Genomic DNA, 18,251 nt, shown 5'->3' on the forward strand with positions numbered 1-18,251 from the left:
TCCCTTGCGCCTGCGGAACTCGACCCAATCCGCTTGCATCTGATCGCCCGCAGCAGTCTCGAATCGGATCAATGGATCGGGCGCCTGCGCGGGACGCAGCGTTGCAACGAACTTGCGCACGATGCGCTCTCCGCCGTTGAATCCCATGGACTGGATCTCGCGCCACAGCACTGTTGCCGGAATCCATTCCGGTGCCGCTGCCGCAATCCGCTCCCGTAAATACGCCTCGAACGGGCCCACAATCGACTCTCGCGGAATGGTTGCGGGCCGAAACGTCGGCGCGTCCTGCGCGGCCAGGTACTTCCTCACCGTGTTGACTGAGCAACCAACCTCACAAGCAATGGCGCGAAGGCTCTTACCCTGCTTGTGCAATATCCTGATCTGCATGTATCCCTCGTACGAGACCATCGCCGCTCAAAGCGGCCATTATCCCTTCGTCGAGGTGTATCAATTCCTCAGTGCCGACCGCGTATCAATTTACAGGTGCCGGTGACATCACGAACGGTCGCGGCTTGGGTGGCCGTATACACCGGGACATGTCTATCCATTGCTCTTGGCATATTGATATCGCTAATTGCGATTCCTCTTGCCGCTACTAAATTGGGAGCGATGGCCTTGCACGTCGAGTTTCGGACCTCGTTCTTTCAGTCGGCCTACCCGGCGTTGGGGGGCGACAATGATATGCAGAAACTGCTGCGGTATCGCTTGCGCTTCCAAGACTGGGTAAAGGGTTTCGACGTTCCATCACTGACTTGCCCACGCTAGCCCAGGCTTGGCCGGAGTGCCCATTGCTCACCACCGTCGCAACACTGCCCGACGACCGTTAAGTGTTTCCAGCGGTGTCACTGCATTTCGCGAGCGCGAAGGTCGTCATTGAGCAGACTGCGACGAGCTTGCCTAGGCGGACCGACAAGCGGGCGCTCACTACGAATTCGTGAACGGCAGGTCCAATCCCAATAGTGGAAAATGCCAAGGTGACGATCAACGTAGCATCACTGCGGACCGGAGAGCCTTCCTCCCCGGCCCTGACTCTCTAAATCAAGCAGGCGTTATAACAAGCTTCCCCTTTTCCACTTCCACCCGAACCTTCCCAGAAATATCAAACCCCGCCTCATTCAGCCAGCGCCCCGAAAGACGAATCCAGGGCACAGGCGGATAGTCCTCGTAGCTGCTCTTCCAGGACGGCCAATGCTTAGGCCGATTAAACGGCTGGCGTAGTCTAGACTACGGTCAAGTAGCGAACCGAAGTTCCATTCTCTGTTTTATGATTGCGTTCAGCCATGGTCAACTCCTACTGTGAGTTGGTTGTGGTTAGCGGGTCGTTTGGGTTGCCGCCCATGCGGCCCGCGCTTCTTCTCCTTCCTCTCCTCTATTGTCGCGAAGTTCATCCCTTGCGGGGACTACGTTCTAATTGATTAGCGATCCAATCAATTTTCCTTGATAGTTTTGGATAATGCAAACGAGCTACCGAAGATGGGAAAGCTCCGAATATTCTGCCCAAGACGTTTGAATGACTAAGACAACATTTATCCAGACCTTCGTTCAATTGCCTTAGAAATCAGTGCCGCGCCACGCGCTGTCAAATGTTGTCCATCCAGTCCGTTCCTATGGTGTGTCGTGCCAAACTGCGATGCGTTCGACGAACTGGCTGCTCGGAAAAATTTGAGATTCCGTTCGCGGCATCTGTGGCAACGAGTGCGGTCAGCAAACCGAGGAAAGTCATGCCTGTCTACTATGTGGCCATCGACGAGAATCGCTAAGAGCTACCAGCGTGAAGACGGCAATCGGCGCCTGGTCCGCCTCCCGCAGGATCGTGACCATCTGCTCTTCGGTAAACCGGCTCTTCTTCATGACTTCCTTCTCTCCGTTGGAAGCCATTTTCTCAAGTTTCAGCTGGTCCGAAAATTCCAGGGCAGGTCACCCCACCCTAAACACCCCCACCGCTCCCCCCAACCGCGTCGCCTGCTCCTCCAGCGACCCCGCCGCCGCAGCAGCCTGCTCGACCAACGACGCATTCTGCTGCGTCACCTCATCAATCTGACTAACCGCGTGATTCACCTGCTCGATCCCGCGCCCCTGCTCATCCGACGCATTCGCAATCTCGCCAACAATCGCCGCGACCTGCCGGATCGCCTGCTGCACCTGCGCCGTCGTGCGACCCACCTCTTCGGCCTGGCTCGACCCCGCACGAATCGTCGCAACCGAGCGCTCGATCAACTCCTTGATCTCTTTCGCCGCCGCCGACGACCGTTGCGCAAGACTGCGCACCTCCGACGCAACGACCGCAAACCCACGCCCCTGCTCCCCCGCGCGCGCCGCTTCGACAGCCGCATTCAACGCGAGAATATTCGTCTGAAACGCGATGCCTTCGATCAGCGACGTAATCTCGCCGATCTTGGCGGAGCGCGTCGCGATTTCGCTCATCGTGCCGACCATGCGCTCGACCGACTGGCTGCCTTCATCGGAAATGCGCGACGTGCCGAGCGCCAGCGAACTCGCTTCCTTCGCGTTGTCCGCGTTCTGCTGCACGGTCGCCGTCAGTTGCGCAAGGCTTGACGCCGTCTGCTGCAACGAGACGGCCTGTTGCTCGGTACGCGTCGACAGATCGAGATTGCCCGCGGCGATCTGCTTCGACGCAATGCCAACCGCGTCGCTCGAGTGCCGCACTTCGGCAATCACGTCAGCCATGTGTTTGAGCAGCCGGTTCAACGCGTCGGCCGTGTGTCCGATTTCATCCATCCGCTCGACGCGCGCGTGCAGCGACAGATCGAGCGAATGACTGACCTTTTGCAGCGTGTCCTGCAACTGCCCGAGCCCATTGCCGATCAGCCGGTACAAGTGCATGCCGAACGCGCCCGTCGCAACGAAGGCGACGGCGATGACCGCGATCATCGAACCGAACACGGTTTTGAACTGCGCGGCATTTTCGTCGCGGATCGCCTGGCTGCGCTCGATGTCGTAATCGAGGTGATCGTGCAGGCCGTTGTCGAGCACGAGCGCGGCCGTGTGCACGGCGCCGCCGTCGTGCAGCATCGCAAGCGCGCCGTCGCGGTCGCCGGCGCGCAGCTTGTCGAAGAACTGCGCGCGTGCACCACGGTACGCAGCGATATGGGCGCGATCCGCGTCGAGCATCCGCGCAGCTTTCTCGTCGCCGGCAACATAGGCGGCAACATCGCGATCGAAGCGCTTGTCGGCATCGGCGATCAACGCAACGATGGCGGCGCGGCTCGAATCGTCGATGCCGTCCACCACATAGCGATACGCGTTGAGGCGCATATCGGCGACGTCGTCGAGTGCCATCGAGATCGACTTGAGCCCCGGAATCGTGCGCGTTTCGAGGCCGTCGATGCGCTGATTCGATGCGTAGAGCTGCGCAAGTCCATAGCCGCCGACGAACACGAGCGCGAACAGCGCAACGCCCAAGGTGATCACGAGCCGTCGAACGATGGTCATAAGTCGTCTTCGATTGAACGCGGGCACGCATCACGCATCGCTCACGCAGGACGCCGTACCCGAAACCCGCCCTGACGACCGTATTGACGGACGCGCCGGCGCCAAACTTGAGTACATTCGCGCAAAAACGCCGTCGCCAAGCAACTCGAATTTCGCGAAGCAAGTCACAACTTCGTTCGCCGTTTCACCTGCGCCTTCCCGCGCACGCGGCGGCGCCAGCTTTCAAACGCACCTGTCGCCGGCCATCAATTCGCGCACTTGACGCAGGCGGAGATTTCATTCTGTCAGCCGACGTCGCGCTTCCCTGCAGCCAGTTACGAATCGGTTTAGCCTCACATGCACGCTTGACGCTTTTTCTCGTAACCCGCGACACTCCCCCGAGACTTCCCATGCCGCCCCGCCGAGGACGCTCGATCGAAGTGGATTTCTTTCGTGGCGTCGTACTGATTGTCATCGTTCTGGATCACATACCCGGCAGCGTGCTGTCGCATTTAATGCTGCACTCGTATGCGTTATGCGATTCCGCCGAGGTGTTCGTGTGTCTCGGCGGCTACGCGTCCGCTGCCGCCTACGATGCGGTGCTCGAGAAACGCGGCCTCAACGCCGCGCGCACGCGCTTTTTCAAGCGCGGTTTCGAAATCTACCGCGCGTATCTGCTGACGGCAGTACTCACCTTGCTGTCGGGCGCCGTGCTTGCGCTTTTCCATTTGAACCGGCCCATGGTCAACATGACAGGCTGGCCGTCGTTCTCGGCGGCGCCGCTGCGCGCGGCGTTCGATATCGCGGTGCTGCGCCAGCAGCCGTATCTGTCGAGCGTGCTGCCGATGTATGTTCTGTTTCCGTTGACCGTGCCTTTCATGGTGCCGCTCGCGCGGCGCTCGGCGGCTTCGGCACTGGCGTTGAGCATCGCGATCTGGCTTGCGGCGCGGCCGCTCGCGGCGTTGCTGCGTATCGACGATGTCGCCGATTGGGCTTTCAATCCGTTTGCATGGCAATTGATGTTCGTGCTCGGTATCCTGTGTCGGGTGCAGCCCGTGGGCGACGATTTCGTCGGATCGCGTGCGGGACGGTGGCTGACGCGCGTCGCGCTGGCCGCCGCCGTCGGCTTTGCGATCGTCAAGCTGTTTATCCTCACGCAGCCGCTGCCCGGTCATCTGAAGCAAACTCTATCGGTTGAACGCGTGATCAATTTCCTTGCGATTGGCTGGCTTGCAGTCTGGCTCGTGCGAAACGGTTACATTGCGCAACTCGCGCAGCGTTTGCCCGGCATCGTCAATGTCGGGCAATTGGGGCTCGTCTGCTTCGTCGGCGGCACCGTGATTTCGCTCGTCGTCGATACGGCGACGCCGCGTGCATTGCATGGCGTCGCGCATGGCCTTGCGGCGCTTGCCGCCGATCTCGTCGCGATCATTGCAGTGCTGACGCTCGCGCGGCTATGGCGCGACTGGTCGAACCGCCGCCATTCGAGGCGCCCAGCGGTGCGCGGAGCCGACGTGTGACGCGCGGGCATCCGGCCAGCCTTCACGCGGCGCGCTCGCCCGCTCGTGCCGAAGTTGATGCCGACGCTTGTGCCAACGCTTGTGCCAACACTCGTGCCGAAGTCCGTGCCGCAATCCATGTCGCTGTTCATTTTCGCGCCGCGCGTATCTGCGCGCGCGGCTTCGCATCACTGCTGTTGTTCGTGTCGGGCATGCACGGATGCGCAGCGCAACAGCCGCTCGTCGCACCCGCGCCCTCTGCTGCGATTCCACCCGCATCGAAGCTGCACTGCTCGACGCTGACCAATCTCTCGCTCCCGCCGAAAGCGATCGGCTTGCCGACCAACGGCGTGCATATCGATTCCGCGACGCTGATTCCCGCAAGCGCCGCAGGCAACGAAGCCGGCGACTATTGCCGCATTACCGGCAGCATCAAGGCGCTGAAATCCGCGACGCCCGATATCCGCTTCGACCTGAATCTGCCGCGCAACTGGAACGGCCGCGCGCTGCAGCTCGGCGGCGGCGGATACAACGGCGTCGTGGTGAGCGGCCTCGGCACGATGCCGTTTTCGCCCGAGCACGCGCCGCTCGCGCTCGGATACGCGACATTCGGCGACGATTCGGGACACGTAGGCAATTCGTCGCTCGCGGTGTTCGGCCTGATCGACGAGGCAGTGATCAACTTCGGCTACGCGCATCTGAAAAAGACCCACGATGCGGCGCTTGCGCTGATCCGGCTCGCCTATGGACGTGCCCCGGACAGGATGTACTTCGCCGGCGGCTCGACCGGCGGCCGCGAAGGCTACACCGTCATGCAGCGCTACCCTGACGACTACGACGGCGTGATCGCCGATTCCCCCGCGCTGAACTTCACCGGCGTGCGGCTCATCGGCATCAAGATCGGCGAAGCGGAGTACGCGACGCCGGGCGGCTACGTGCCGCCGACGCTGCTCGAGCGCGTCTACGAGCGGTCGATGGCGATGTGCGACAAACTCGACGGCGCGGCGGACGGCATCGTCGGCGACGTGCCCGCGTGCCGCAAACGCGAGGCCGAAATCGTCGACGCGCTGCGCTGCAAATCCGCCAGGTCAGGCAGATCCGCCGGCACCGCCTCGAAGACGCCGCAAGACGACAATTGCCTGACCAACACGCAGCTCGCGACGCTCTTCGCCCTGCGCGACGGCTTGACGCTGCCGTATCACCTCGCATGGGACGTCAGCGGCTACCATGGCTACAACGTCTTTCAGGGCACCCGCCTGACAGGCGGCCTCGGGCTCGGACGCGAGGCCACGCGCGAGCGGTCGCCTACGTTTGCGGCGAACGGCTATCTGTTCACGCAAGGCGACGGCTATCTGCGCTACTTCGTCACGCAGGACGCGGCATACGATTCGCTGACCTTCGACGTGCTGCATCCGGGGCGTTATCAATCGCAACTCGTCGAGCTGTCGGAGACGATCGGCGCGATGAACACCGACCTGTCGCGCTATATCGCGCGCGGCGGCAAGCTGATCACGCTGCAAGGTCTCGCCGACGAAGTGATCAGCCCGAACCAGACCATCGCGTATCGCGATGCGCTCGTGGCGCGCTTCGGGCAGGCGAGCGTCGATTCGTTCATGCGGCTCTATATGGTGCCCGGCTATCAGCACGGTAGCGGCGTGTTCGTGCCGTCCGTCGATCTGCTCGCGGCGCTCGACGAGTGGGTCACGCATGGCGTCGCACCCGAAACGCTGACCGCCACCGATATCGCCGCCGCCACCAACGGCCGCACGCGGCCGCTGTGCCGCTATCCGCTCTTTCCGCGCTACGTCGGCAAGGGCGACATGAACCGCGCGAGCAGCTTCGTCTGCACGTCGGCTTAAGCGCGTTCGCGCCCGAACGCAGCGACTCGAATAGCGCATCGTTTATCGCCTGCGATCGTCTTTGCATATTCGCTCCCGCGTAGCTGCATAACCGTTTCGCGCTGAATCGGCGCGTCACTGTGTAATATTGGTTTCTCGCGCAATCGCTTGCTGCATAAGGCTGTCGCGGCAATGCAAATTCGGTAATGTTGCCCTATAAAGTGCGCGCAAACGATTTGCGCGAAAGTAAATCAAGCAATACTTACTTGACGTTCTTCACCGGAGAGTCCATGAACAAATCGAAAGGCGCCGCATTGATTGAAGTGCTGAGGCGGCACCGCGACACGCTGTTGACCGACTGGCTGGACCAGCATCTGTCCATCGCGCTGCGTCGCGGCCTGACGACCGAAGCGGATATGTCGGATCAATTCCGCAATTTCCTGAACGTATTCGTCGATACGCTTTCGAGCGCGGATACGTTGGATGCGAGCCGTCCCGAATGGGAGCCCGTGCGTACCTTTCTCTCGGAGATGTCCGCGCATCGCGCGCGCCAGGGGTTCACGCCGGCTGAAACCGCAACCTTCGTGTTTTCGCTGAAGCAGCCGCTCTATACGCGTCTGCGCGAGGAGTTGGGCGATAACGCGATGGAATTCGCGGAAACGAACTGGGCCGTGAACCAGCTGCTCGACGCACTCGGCCTCTTCACCACCGAAGTGTTCCAGCGCAGCCGCGAGGCCATCATTCTTCGTCAGCAGGAAGAGCTGCTCGAACTGTCGACGCCGGTCGTCGAGTTGTGGGAAGGCATTCTTGCCCTGCCGCTGATCGGCACGCTCGATTCGGCGCGCACCCAGGTCGTGATGGAAAGCCTGCTGCAGAAAATCGTCGATACCGGCGCCTCGATTGCGATTATCGACATCACCGGCGTGCCGACCGTCGATACGCTCGTCGCGCAGCATCTGTTGAAGACCGTCGCGGCCGCGCGGCTCATGGGCGCCGATTGCATCATCAGCGGCATTCGCCCGCAAATCGCGCAGACCATCGTGCACCTTGGCGTCGATCTCACGAACGTCACCACGAAATCGACGCTTGCCGATGCCTTCGTCATTGCGCTGCAGCGCAGCGGCTCGAGCATCGCCGCGCGCGGCGAAAGCTGAGGCGGCCCGCCATGGACCGTATTCCGATTTTGCGGATGGGCGACTGCCTGATCGTCGCGATTCAGGTGGATATGCATGACCGCCTCGCAATCGCCCTGCAGGACGACCTGACCGCGCGCATCGTCAAGGATCGCGCAAAGGGCGTGCTGATCGACATTTCCGCACTCGATATCGTCGATTCATTCATCGGCCGGATGATCAGCAACACCGCGGCAATGGCGACCGTGCTCGATGCGCAGACGGTGGTCGTCGGCATGCAGCCTTCGGTGGCGATCACGCTCGTCGAACTGGGTCTCACGCTGACCGGCGTGCGTACGGCGCTCAATGTCGAGCGCGGCATGGCGCTGCTGCAGCAGCGGCGCCGTTGACGACGGAAACCCTATATATGGATTTAACCGGCGTCACGGTGTTATCGGCAATGGAGGTCGGCTTGCGCTCCGATCAGGAAATCGTCCGGCTGCGGCAGATCGTGCGCGACCAGGCGATCGCACAAGGTTTCTCGCTGGTCGATCAGACGAAGTTCGTCACCGCCGCGAGCGAACTGGCACGCAACACGCTGATTTACGGCGGTGGTGGCGACGCACAACTGAGCGTGCTCATGAACGGCACGCGCAAAGGGCTGCGCATCAGCTTTATCGACCAGGGAGCCGGCATTCCCGACATCGAGCGGGCGCTGCAGGACGGTTTTACGAGCGGTTCGGGCCTCGGCCTCGGGCTCGGCGGCGCACGGCGCCTGTCCGACGAGTTCGACATTCAGTCCGAGCCGGGCAAGGGCACGACGGTCACGATCACGAAATGGAAACATCGTTAAGCGGTTTGCGCGGTATGCATGCGTCGTTCGAAATCGCCGACGCAAGCGGCGTGGCGTTTGCGCGCCGCGGCGCGAGCGATGCCGCGCGCAAGTGCGGGTTCAACGAGACCGACGCAGGGCGGCTTGCACTGATCGTCACCGAGGCGACCACCAACATCCTCAAGCACGCGCAGCACGGCGAAGTGCTCGTGCGCGAGCTGCCGCCGCAGGCGCCGGCGGGCGGCGCGCGCAGTGCGGCGGGCGGCATCGAGGTGCTCGCGATCGATCGCGGCCCCGGCATCGCCGATGTGCGCCGCGCCTTCGACGACGGCCGCTCGACGGCCGGCACGTCCGGCACCGGCCTCGGTGCGATCCGTCGGCTTTCCGACTCGATGTCGATCTATTCGCAGCCCGGACTCGGCACGGTCGTGCGCGCAATCGTGCGCGCGGCGGGGCCGGGACCCGCTGCGAATCTCGGCGACGCGCGCACCGCGTTCGAGGGCACGAATCAGCGCGCGTCGGGCACCGATATCGGCGGTGTGTGCGTGCCGTATCCGGGCGAACAGGTATGCGGCGATGCGTGGGGTGTCGAACCCGATCAGCACGGTTTGACGGTGACGGTGGCGGACGGCCTCGGGCACGGACCCGATGCGCACGTCGCCTCGGCCGGGGCGATCGCGGCCGTGCATCGCCGCGCGGGCCGGCCGCCGGCGGCGCTCATGCAGTACGCGCACGATGCGCTGCGTTCGACGCGCGGCGCCGCGGTCGCGATCGCGCGCCTCGATCTCGACCGCTCGGTGCTGTCGTTTGCCGGCACCGGCAACATCGCCGCCGCGGTCTCGGGCGCGAGCCGTCCGGCGCTCGTCTCGGGACAGTTCGGGCAGATACCGAGGAATGCCTCCTCGCAAAGCGAGCGCGACACCGAGCATCGAAGCTGGCAGCTCACGTCGCGCAACGGTATCGTCGGTCACACGATGCGCGATGCGCAGGAATTCGAAGTGCCGTGGACGCGCAATGCGATGCTGATCCTGCATTCGGACGGCATCGGCACGCGCTGGGATCTGTCCGCTTATCCCGGCCTGCAACTGCAGCCTTCGGTGATGATCGCAGCGGTGCTGTATCGGGACTTCGCGCGCCGCCGCGACGATGCGACCGTAGTGGTAGTCAAAGCGGACCAGGGGGTACATTTCTCGCATGGCAACCCAGCAGATACTGCGAATCCGGCTTGAGGCCGAAGAGGACGTGGTCGCTGCGCGCCGCCGGGCGCGCGCTATCGCGGCCGGCGTAGGTTTTACGCCGCTCGATCAGACGCGCATCGCAAGCGCGGTATCCGAAATCGCGCGCAATGCGTTCGAGTATGCGGGCGGAGGCGAAGTGATTTTCGCGTTCGACGCGAGCGCGAAGCCGCAAGCGTTTCTGATCGACGTGCGCGATCGTGGGCCCGGCATCCGCGATCTCGAATCCGTGCTCGACGGCACCTACCGTTCGCCGACCGGCATGGGCCGCGGCATCGCGGGCAGCCGCCGCCTGATGGACCGCTGCACGATCGAATCGTCGCCGCAAACGGGCACGACGGTGTCGATGGCGCGCTTGCTGCCGGCCGATCGTGCCGACCTCGCACCGGCGCAGCTCGATGCGATCGTCAGGGATCTGATGCTGGATCTGTCGCGGCCGGGCGCGGGAGCGAGCGCGAGATCGCCGCAAGCGCACGAATCGCTCGAGGAGGTGCAGCAGCAGAACCGCGAACTGCTGTCGACGCTGACCGAACTGCGCGACCGCCAGGAAGAACTGACACGTCTTACGCAGGAGCTCGAAGCAACGAACCGCGGCGTCGTCGCGCTGTACGCCGAACTCGACGAGCGCGCCGACGAACTGCGCCGCGCGGACACGATGAAAACGCGCTTCCTGTCGAACATGAGCCACGAGCTGCGCACGCCGCTGAGCTCGATCCGCGCGCTGTCGAATCTGCTTCTGAACCGGCTCGACGGCGATCTGACCGAGGAGCAGGAACGTCAAGTGCTACTGATTCGCAAATCGGCCGAAGACCTGACCGAGATCGTCAACGATCTGCTCGATCTCGCGAAGATCGAGGCGGGCAGAACCGATGTGCTGCCGATATCGTTCAAGCCGTCCGGACTTTTCGCGGCGCTGCGCACGATGCTCACGCCGCTTCTGACGGACCCGGCGGTGCGGCTGATTTTCGAGGACGCGGAAGGACTGCCGGCGATCTTCACCGACGAAGCAAAGCTCACGCAAATCCTGCGTAATTTCGTCTCCAACGCGCTCAAATTTACCGAGCGCGGCGAGATACGCGTGGGCGCGCGCATCGAGCCGGACGGCGAGCACGTCACGTTTACCGTCGCCGATACGGGCATCGGCATAGCGCAGGAGCATCAGCAAGTGATATTCGAGGAATTTGGCCAAGTGCAAAGCCATTTGCAGCAGCGCGTGAAAGGCACCGGCCTCGGCTTGCCGCTGTGCCGCAAGCTCGCGGCGCTGCTCGGCGGCTATGTGGGCGTCGAGAGCAGATTCGGCGTCGGCTCGACTTTCTATGCGACGCTGCCGGTGCGGCTCGTGCCCGCGAGCGACGCGGCGGCGCAACTCGCCGCATCGACCGGCGCCGATCGGGCCGGCGCCGGCGCGGCCGATGCCGGCGCCGAAGTCACCGCGCGCGGAGACGGCGCATGACCGGTCCACTGATTCTGAATGTCGACGACAACGACGGCGCCCGTTATGCGAAAACGCGGGTGCTCGTGCACGCCGGTTTCGAGGTGATCGAAGCGGCGGGTGGCCAGGCCGCGCTCGACCAGGTGCGCGCGCGCCGCCCGGCGCTCGTGCTGCTCGACGTGAAGCTGCCCGACATCAACGGCATCGAAGTGTGCTCGCGCATCAAGCGCGATCCGCAGACCCGCTCGACGCTCGTGCTGCAAACGTCGGCCGCGGCGGTGCAGTCGCTCGACAAGGTCCGCGCGCTCGACGGCGGCGCCGATAGTTACCTGACCGAACCGATCGAGCCGGCCGAACTCGTCGCGAACGTGCGCGCGCTGTTGCGGCTGCATCGCGCCGAAGAGGCGCTGCGCGACGCGGACCGCCGCAAGGATCAGTTTCTCGCGACGCTCGCGCACGAGCTGCGCAACCCGCTCGCGCCGATCCGCAACGCGGTCGAACTGATGGACCCCAAATATCACGCAGCCGAGGCGGTCGTACGCGACGCGCGGATGATCGCGCGCCGCCAGGTCGAGCATCTGAGCCGGCTCGTCGACGATCTGCTCGACGTGTCGCGCATTACGCACGGCAAGATCGCGCTGCGCATGCAAACCGTCGATATCGCATCGGCGGTGGCGACGGCGGTCGAAACGAATCAGCCCGCGATCGAGCGCAAGCATCACACGCTGAGCGTGAAGATGCCCGAATTGCCGTGCGTGATTCGCGGCGACCCGATCCGCGTCGCGCAGGTCATCGGCAATCTGCTGTCGAACGCGGCGAAGTACACGCCCGATGGCGGCGCCATCGAACTCGAGGTGCAAGTCGTCGAAGGCTCGGTTGCCATCCGCGTGGCCGACAACGGCATCGGCATTCCGCCTGCGGAACTCGCCGAGGTGTTCAATCTGTTCATGCAGTCGGCCGACTCGCTCGCGCGCTCGGAGGGCGGCCTGGGCATCGGGCTGTCGCTCGCGCGCACGCTGACCGAACTGCACGGCGGCACGATCGAAGCGCGCTCGGAGGGGCTCGGCAAAGGCTGCGAATTCGTCGTGCTGCTGCCGCTCGCGATGTCGCCCGAATACGCGGCTGCGGCGGCGACGCGACAGACGGCGGCCACGCAGACGCCGCCGTCGAAGCGGCGCGTGATGATCGTCGACGACAGTGTCGACGGCGCCGAATCGATGTCGGTGCTGCTCGAAATGCTTGGTCACGAGGTGCGCGTCGTCTACGACGGTGCATCCGCGTTGTCGGCCGCGCCCGAGTTCAAACCGGAGGTCGTGATCCTCGATATCGGCCTGCCCGATCTCGACGGCTATCAGGTCGCGCGCGCCTTGCGCCTGCAGCCGGAGACAGCAGGCGCGCTGCTGATCGCGCTGACCGGCTACGGACAGGAAAGCGACCGGCAGCGTACGCGCGCGGCCGGCTTCGATCATCACCTCGTCAAGCCGGCGTCGCTCGAAGACGTCGAACGCGTGATCGCGACCGATAGCGGAAACGGACAGCCGCGCAATCCGGGCGTCGAATTGCCGACGGACGCAGCGGAATAAGCGGCCCTCGAGAGCCGGAAGGCCGATGTCCGGCCGCTGAGTGGCCGATGAGTGGCCGATAAGCGACACATGAGCGGTCGGACGAACCGCTGGACAACGGGAGACGACACGTTCGCGCAAGCAAGCCGCCGGTGCGGACGTTTCGGGACAGGTCTGGAGGCGACGTCTATTGCGGGCTCTGCGCCGGTAACACACAGCACAGCGAAGTCAGGAGAAGGCGTTGATGAAAGCGGACAACTCGACGGCGGGCGTGCCTCCAGGCGGCGCGGCTCCGGCATTTCTGCGCGGCGGCGGCGAGATGGGCGCGTTGATCGCCGCGCACGACTGGTCGAAGACGTCGCTCGGTCCGCCCGATCGCTGGCCGCAAGGCCTCAAGACAGCGATCCGCATCATGCTGACGTCGCGCCAGCCGATCTGGGTCGGCTGGGGCCCCGACCTGCTGTTCTTCTACAACGACCCGTACAAGTCGATCATCGGCGGCAAGCACCCGGTCGCACTCGGTCAGCCGACGTCGAGCGTCTGGCGCGAAATCTGGCAGGACATCAGTCCGCTGCTCGACACGGCGCTGACGGGCGTCGAAGGCACGTACGTCGAGCAGAAGCTGTTGATCATGGAGCGCAACGGCTACCCCGAGGAAACGTACTACACGTTTTCATACAGTCCGGTGCCGGACGATGACGGCAGCACTGGCGGCATCATCTGCGCGAACAGCGACGAAACGGCGCGCGTGATCGGCGAAAGGCAGCTCGCCTTGCTGCGCGAGATCGGCGCGTCGACGACCGAAGCGCGCACCTGGCTCGAGGCATGCGAACTGGGCATGCGCGCGCTCGCGACCGATTCGCGCGACATCCCGTTTGCGATGTTCTATTCAGGCGAAGCCGGCAGCGACAGCGTTACGCTGACGGGCACCTGCGGCATCGCGGCCGGCCACCCGGCGGCGCCCGCCTCGATGCAGGCGGGCGCGCACGCTCCTTGGCCGTTCGCCGAGGTGCAGCGCCGCCAGACGGTCGAGGTGGTCAGCGATCTGGCCGGGCGGTTCGGTCCTACGCTACCGGCCGGCCCATGGTCGCAGCCGCCGGCGCAGGCGGCCGTGCTGCCCGTACAGCCAAGCGGCGAACGCGGCCGCGGCGGCGTATTGATTGTCGGGCTCAATCCGTTTCGCCTGTTCGACGATCGCTACCGCGCATTCTTGAACCTGGCCGCGCGGCAGATCGGCGGCGCGATCGGCTACGCGCATGCCTACGAGGAAGAGCGCCGGCGCGCCGAAGCGCTCGCCGAGATCGATCGCGCGAAGACGACGTTCTTCTCGAATATCAGTCACGAATTTCGCACGCCGCTCACGCTGATGCTGGGGCCGCTCGAGGAACTGCTCGCGGATCCGGAAGCGGGCGCCAGCGACAGGCGGAAGCTCGTCGAAGTCACGCATCGCAACAGCCTGCGCTTGCTGAAGCTCGTCAATGCGCTGCTCGATTTTTCGCGGCTCGAGGCGGGCCGCATTCGGATTCATCGCGAGCCGACCGATATCGCTGCGTTCACGGCCGAACTTGCGTCGCTGTTCCGCTCGGCGATCGAATCGGCCGGCATGTCGCTCGTGATCGACTGCGCGGCGTTGCCGCGGCTCGTCGATATCGACCGCGACATGTGGGAAAAGATCGTGCTGAACCTGCTGTCGAACGCGTTCAAGTTCACGCTGTCGGGCGCGATCACCGTCAGCGTGAGGCCGGCCGACGGCGACACCGTCGAGGTGTGCGTGTCGGACACCGGCATCGGCATTCCCGAGCACGAGCTGCCGCGTCTTTTCGAGCGCTTTCATCGCGTCGAAGGGGCGGCGGGCCGCTCGGTCGAAGGTAGCGGCATCGGTCTCGCGCTTGTGCAGGAGCTCGTGCGTCTGCACGGCGGCGCAATTCGGGTCGACAGCACGGTCGGCGTCGGTTCGTGCTTCACGATCGCGCTGCCGGCCGGCAGCGCCGTCGCCGCACCGCCCGAGCGAAACGGGCAGCCCGCGCCTGCTACGACGAGCAGGCAGGCGCAATCGTACGTCGACGCGGCGCTGCGCTGGATGCCCGACGGCGCGGCCACGGCTCCCTTCGGCGCCAGCCCGGATGCCGATGCGGACATCGATACGGACACCGGCGCGGACACCGGCGCGGACACCGACACCGACACCGACGCGGACACCCACGCGGACATCGATACCGACGCCGGCGCCGATGATGCATGGCGCGTGGCCGCCAAGGCGCTCGACGGAACGGCGACGGCGGCGGCGCCGGCCGATGACCGGCCCGCACGCGTGCTCGTGGTCGACGATAACGCGGACCTGCGCGACTACATGCGCCGCATTCTGAGCGCGGCGGGCCACGACGTGCGCGTTGCCGACGACGGCATCAGCGCGCTCGAGGCCATCCGCGCAGCGCCGCCCGATCTCGTCGTGTCGGACGTCATGATGCCGCGCCTCGACGGCTTCGGCCTGTTGCGCGAGCTGCGCGCCGATCCGCAACTGGGCGAAACGCCGGTGCTGCTGCTCTCGGCGCGCGCGGGCGAGGAAGCGAAGGTCGGCGGCCTCGAATCGGGCGCCGACGACTATCTGACGAAGCCGTTTTCCGCGCGCGAACTGCTCGCGCGCGTGGCCGGCAATCTTCGGCTCGCCCGGCTGCGCCGCGAGACGCGGCAGCGTCTGGCCGACGAAACGCGCACGCTCGAAATCCTGAACCGCATTGGCACCGCGGTCGCGGCGGAACTCGACCTGAACCGCGCGGTGCAGATCGTCACCGATGCGGCGACCGAGTTGACGGGCGCCGCGTTCGGCTCGTTCTTCTACAACGTCGAGGACGAGGACGGCGGCCGCTATACGCTCTACACGCTGTCGGGCGTCCCGAAAGACGCGTTCTCGAAGTTTCCGATGCCGCGCAATACGGCCGTGTTCGGGCCGACCTTCAACGGCGAAGGGATCGTGCGTTCCGACGACATCACGAAGGACCCGCGTTACGGCAGGAACGACCCGCACCGCGGCATGCCGCTGGGCCATCTGAAGGTAACGAGCTATCTCGCGGCGCCGGTCGTTTCGCGCACTGGCGAAGTGCTCGGCGGCCTGTTCTTCGGCCACCCGGAGCCCGCCGTGTTCACGGCGCGTTCGGAGCGGTTTGTCGCGGGCATCGCAGCGCAGGCGGCCGGTGCGATCGACAACGCGCGACTCTATCGCGCCGCGCAGGACGAGATCGCGGCGCGCTCGAAAGCACAGGCCGCGCTGCACAACCTCAACGAAACGCTCGAAGCGCGCATCGCCGAAGCAGTCGCGGACCGCGACCGCCTGTGGGAGCTCAGCGAAGACCTGCTTGTCGTGGCGGGCCTCGACGGCTCGCTGCAGCGCGTCAGCCCGTCATGGACGCGCGTGCTCGGCCATCCGGCATGGACGCTGACGTCGCAGTCGTATTTCGACCTGATTCATCCGGACGACCTCGAAGCCGTCAACGCGCGCATCCACGACCTGCGCGTGACCGGCGTGCCCGTGCGTTACGAAAACCGGCTGCGGCGCAGCGACGGCAGCTGGTGCTGGATTGCATGGACGCTCGCGCTCGATCCGCATACCGAGCGCATTCACGGCGTCGGTCGCGACGTCACCGCCGATCGCGAAACGCAGGAGGCGCTGCGTCATGCGGAAGAGGCGCTGCGTTTCGCGCAGAAGATGGAAGCGATCGGCAAGCTGACGGGCGGCGTCGCGCACGACTTCAACAACCTGCTGCAGGTGGTCGGCGGCAATCTGCAACTGCTTGCCGAAGACGTCGCCGGCTCCGAGCGGGCCGCGCAACGCGTGCGCAATGCGCTCGCCGGCGTCGCGCGCGGCGCGAAGCTCGCCGCGCAACTGCTCGCCTTCGGCCGGCGCCAGCCGCTCGCGCCGAAAGTCGTCAATCTCGGGCGCTTCGTGCGCGGCCTCGACGATATGCTGCGCCGTGCGCTCGGCGACGGCATCGAGATCGAGACGATCGTGTCGGGCGGCCTCTGGAATACGCTCGTCGATCCGTTCCAGGTCGAAAACGCGCTGCTCAATCTCGCGATCAATGCGCGCGACGCGATGAACGGCCAGGGCAAGCTCACGATCGAAGCGGGCAATGCCGCGCTCGACGACGCGTACGCGAAGCGCAATGCCGACGTGCAGCCGGGGCAATACGTGATGGTCGCCGTGACCGATACCGGTAGCGGCATGACGCCCGACGTGCAGGAGCACGTGTTCGAACCGTTCTTCACGACGAAGCGCGAAGGCCAGGGCACGGGCCTCGGACTCAGCATGGTGTACGGCTTCGTCAAGCAGTCGGGCGGGCATGTGAAGATCTACAGCGAGCCGGGGCATGGCACGACGATCCGTCTCTATCTGCCGCGCGTGCGCCAGGAGGAGGACCTCGAAACGGAAGTCGACCCGGGGTCGTCGAAGGGCGGCGCCGAGACGATCCTCGTGGTCGAAGACGACGAGGACGTGCGCACGACCGTCGTCGACATGCTGTCGAGTCTCGGCTATCGCGTGTTGCGCGCGAAGGATGCGCAAAGCGCGCTGGCGATCGTCGAAAGCGGCGTCCCGATCGATCTGCTGTTCACCGACGTCGTGATGCCGGGGCCGCTGCGCAGCACCGAGCTTGCGCGCAAGGCGCGCGAGCGGCAGCCCGCTATCGCGGTGCTGTTCACCTCCGGCTATACGGACAACGCGATCGTGCATGCGGGGCGGCTCGACGAAGGCGTCGAGCTGCTGAGCAAGCCGTACACGCACGAAGCGCTTGCACGCAGGATCCGCCATACGCTGCGCGTGCAAAGCGCGAACGGCCCCATCGGATTGACGCTGCAGGCCGAAGATTCGCAGACCGTGACGCTCGTCGACCGCAATCGCAACGAAACCTTCGATGCGGTGCGCGGGCTGCGGATTCTGTTTGTCGAAGACGACGAACTGGTGCGCGCGAGTACCGCCGAAGTCCTGCGCACGTTCGGACTCGATATTTTCGAAGCGGGCGGCCACGACGACGCGCAACAGCTGATCGCCACGCAGCCGGTCGACGTGCTGCTCACCGATGTCGGGCTCGGCGCTCATTCGGGTGTCGACCTCGCGCTCGAGGCGACGCGGCGTCAACCGCATGTGCGCGTGATCTTTGCGAGCGGCTATCCAGTCGAACTCGCGCCCGATCAGCAGGCGACGCTCGGCAACGCCCAGCATTTGCGCAAGCCGTACGATCCGCTCGACCTGATCAACGCACTGCATGCATGCGTGCCACACGATCCGCGAAATTTACCCGGGTAATATTGCATTG

At 64.8% G+C, this 18,251-nt stretch carries 12 protein-coding genes; 9 read left to right on the forward strand and 3 right to left on the reverse strand.

Features of this window, described 5'->3' with window-relative positions; translation table 11 throughout:
• The 3 genes from QYH69_RS23095 to QYH69_RS23100 all read right to left on the reverse strand — a co-directional run.
• A partial coding sequence (locus tag QYH69_RS23095; RefSeq protein ID WP_308834068.1) for a helix-turn-helix domain-containing protein occupies positions 1 to 387 on the reverse strand: 387 nt, incomplete at its 3' end.
• Between the two features lie 651 nt (positions 388 to 1,038).
• Positions 1,039 to 1,149, reverse strand: coding sequence for a SymE family type I addiction module toxin (locus QYH69_RS36130; RefSeq protein WP_374992474.1), 111 nt, complete (start codon positions 1,147 to 1,149; stop codon positions 1,039 to 1,041).
• Positions 1,150 to 1,917: 768 nt separating this feature from the next.
• Positions 1,918 to 3,453, reverse strand: coding sequence for a methyl-accepting chemotaxis protein (locus QYH69_RS23100; protein ID WP_308834069.1), 1,536 nt, complete (start codon positions 3,451 to 3,453; stop codon positions 1,918 to 1,920).
• Positions 3,454 to 3,842: 389 nt separating this feature from the next.
• Here QYH69_RS23100 and opgC point away from each other — a divergent pair, with 389 nt between their 5' ends.
• The 9 genes from opgC (at position 3,843) to QYH69_RS23145 (ending at position 18,241) form a co-directional block, all read left to right on the forward strand.
• Complete coding sequence (opgC, locus tag QYH69_RS23105; protein WP_308834070.1) at positions 3,843 to 4,952, forward strand: OpgC domain-containing protein; 1,110 nt, start codon at positions 3,843 to 3,845, stop codon at positions 4,950 to 4,952.
• 191 nt (positions 4,953 to 5,143) lie between these two features.
• Positions 5,144 to 6,790 carry a tannase/feruloyl esterase family alpha/beta hydrolase gene (locus tag QYH69_RS23110; protein ID WP_308834071.1) on the forward strand — a complete coding sequence of 549 codons (1,647 nt, stop codon included), beginning with the start codon at positions 5,144 to 5,146 and terminating at the stop codon, positions 6,788 to 6,790.
• Positions 6,791 to 7,059: 269 nt separating this feature from the next.
• Positions 7,060 to 7,923 carry an STAS domain-containing protein gene (locus QYH69_RS23115; protein ID WP_308834072.1) on the forward strand — a complete coding sequence of 288 codons (864 nt, stop codon included), beginning with the start codon at positions 7,060 to 7,062 and terminating at the stop codon, positions 7,921 to 7,923.
• Positions 7,924 to 7,934: 11 nt separating this feature from the next.
• A complete protein-coding gene (locus tag QYH69_RS23120; protein WP_075155559.1) occupies positions 7,935 to 8,291 on the forward strand; it encodes an STAS domain-containing protein in 357 nt (118 codons plus the stop codon).
• A 17-nt stretch (positions 8,292 to 8,308) separates the two neighbouring features.
• Positions 8,309 to 8,734, forward strand: coding sequence for an anti-sigma regulatory factor (locus QYH69_RS23125; RefSeq protein WP_308834073.1), 426 nt, complete (start codon positions 8,309 to 8,311; stop codon positions 8,732 to 8,734).
• Positions 8,719 to 9,942 (forward strand): ATP-binding protein, encoded by a 1,224-nt coding sequence (locus QYH69_RS23130; RefSeq protein WP_308834074.1) that lies wholly within the window; start codon positions 8,719 to 8,721, stop codon positions 9,940 to 9,942. Before QYH69_RS23125 ends, QYH69_RS23130 begins: the two co-directional genes overlap by 16 nt.
• On the forward strand, positions 9,908 to 11,401 hold the full coding sequence (locus tag QYH69_RS23135; protein WP_308834075.1) for an ATP-binding protein: 1,494 nt from the start codon (positions 9,908 to 9,910) through the stop codon (positions 11,399 to 11,401). The genes QYH69_RS23130 and QYH69_RS23135 overlap by 35 nt, the downstream gene beginning before the upstream one ends.
• Positions 11,398 to 12,963, forward strand: coding sequence for a response regulator (locus QYH69_RS23140; RefSeq protein ID WP_308834076.1), 1,566 nt, complete (start codon positions 11,398 to 11,400; stop codon positions 12,961 to 12,963). The genes QYH69_RS23135 and QYH69_RS23140 overlap by 4 nt, the downstream gene beginning before the upstream one ends.
• Before the next feature lie 223 nt (positions 12,964 to 13,186).
• Positions 13,187 to 18,241, forward strand: coding sequence for a response regulator (locus QYH69_RS23145; RefSeq protein ID WP_308834077.1), 5,055 nt, complete (start codon positions 13,187 to 13,189; stop codon positions 18,239 to 18,241).
• The last annotated feature ends 10 nt before the right edge of the window (positions 18,242 to 18,251 follow it).

Source organism: Paraburkholderia sp. SARCC-3016, assembly GCF_031119615.1.
Taxonomy (GTDB): Bacteria; Pseudomonadota; Gammaproteobacteria; order Burkholderiales; family Burkholderiaceae; genus Paraburkholderia.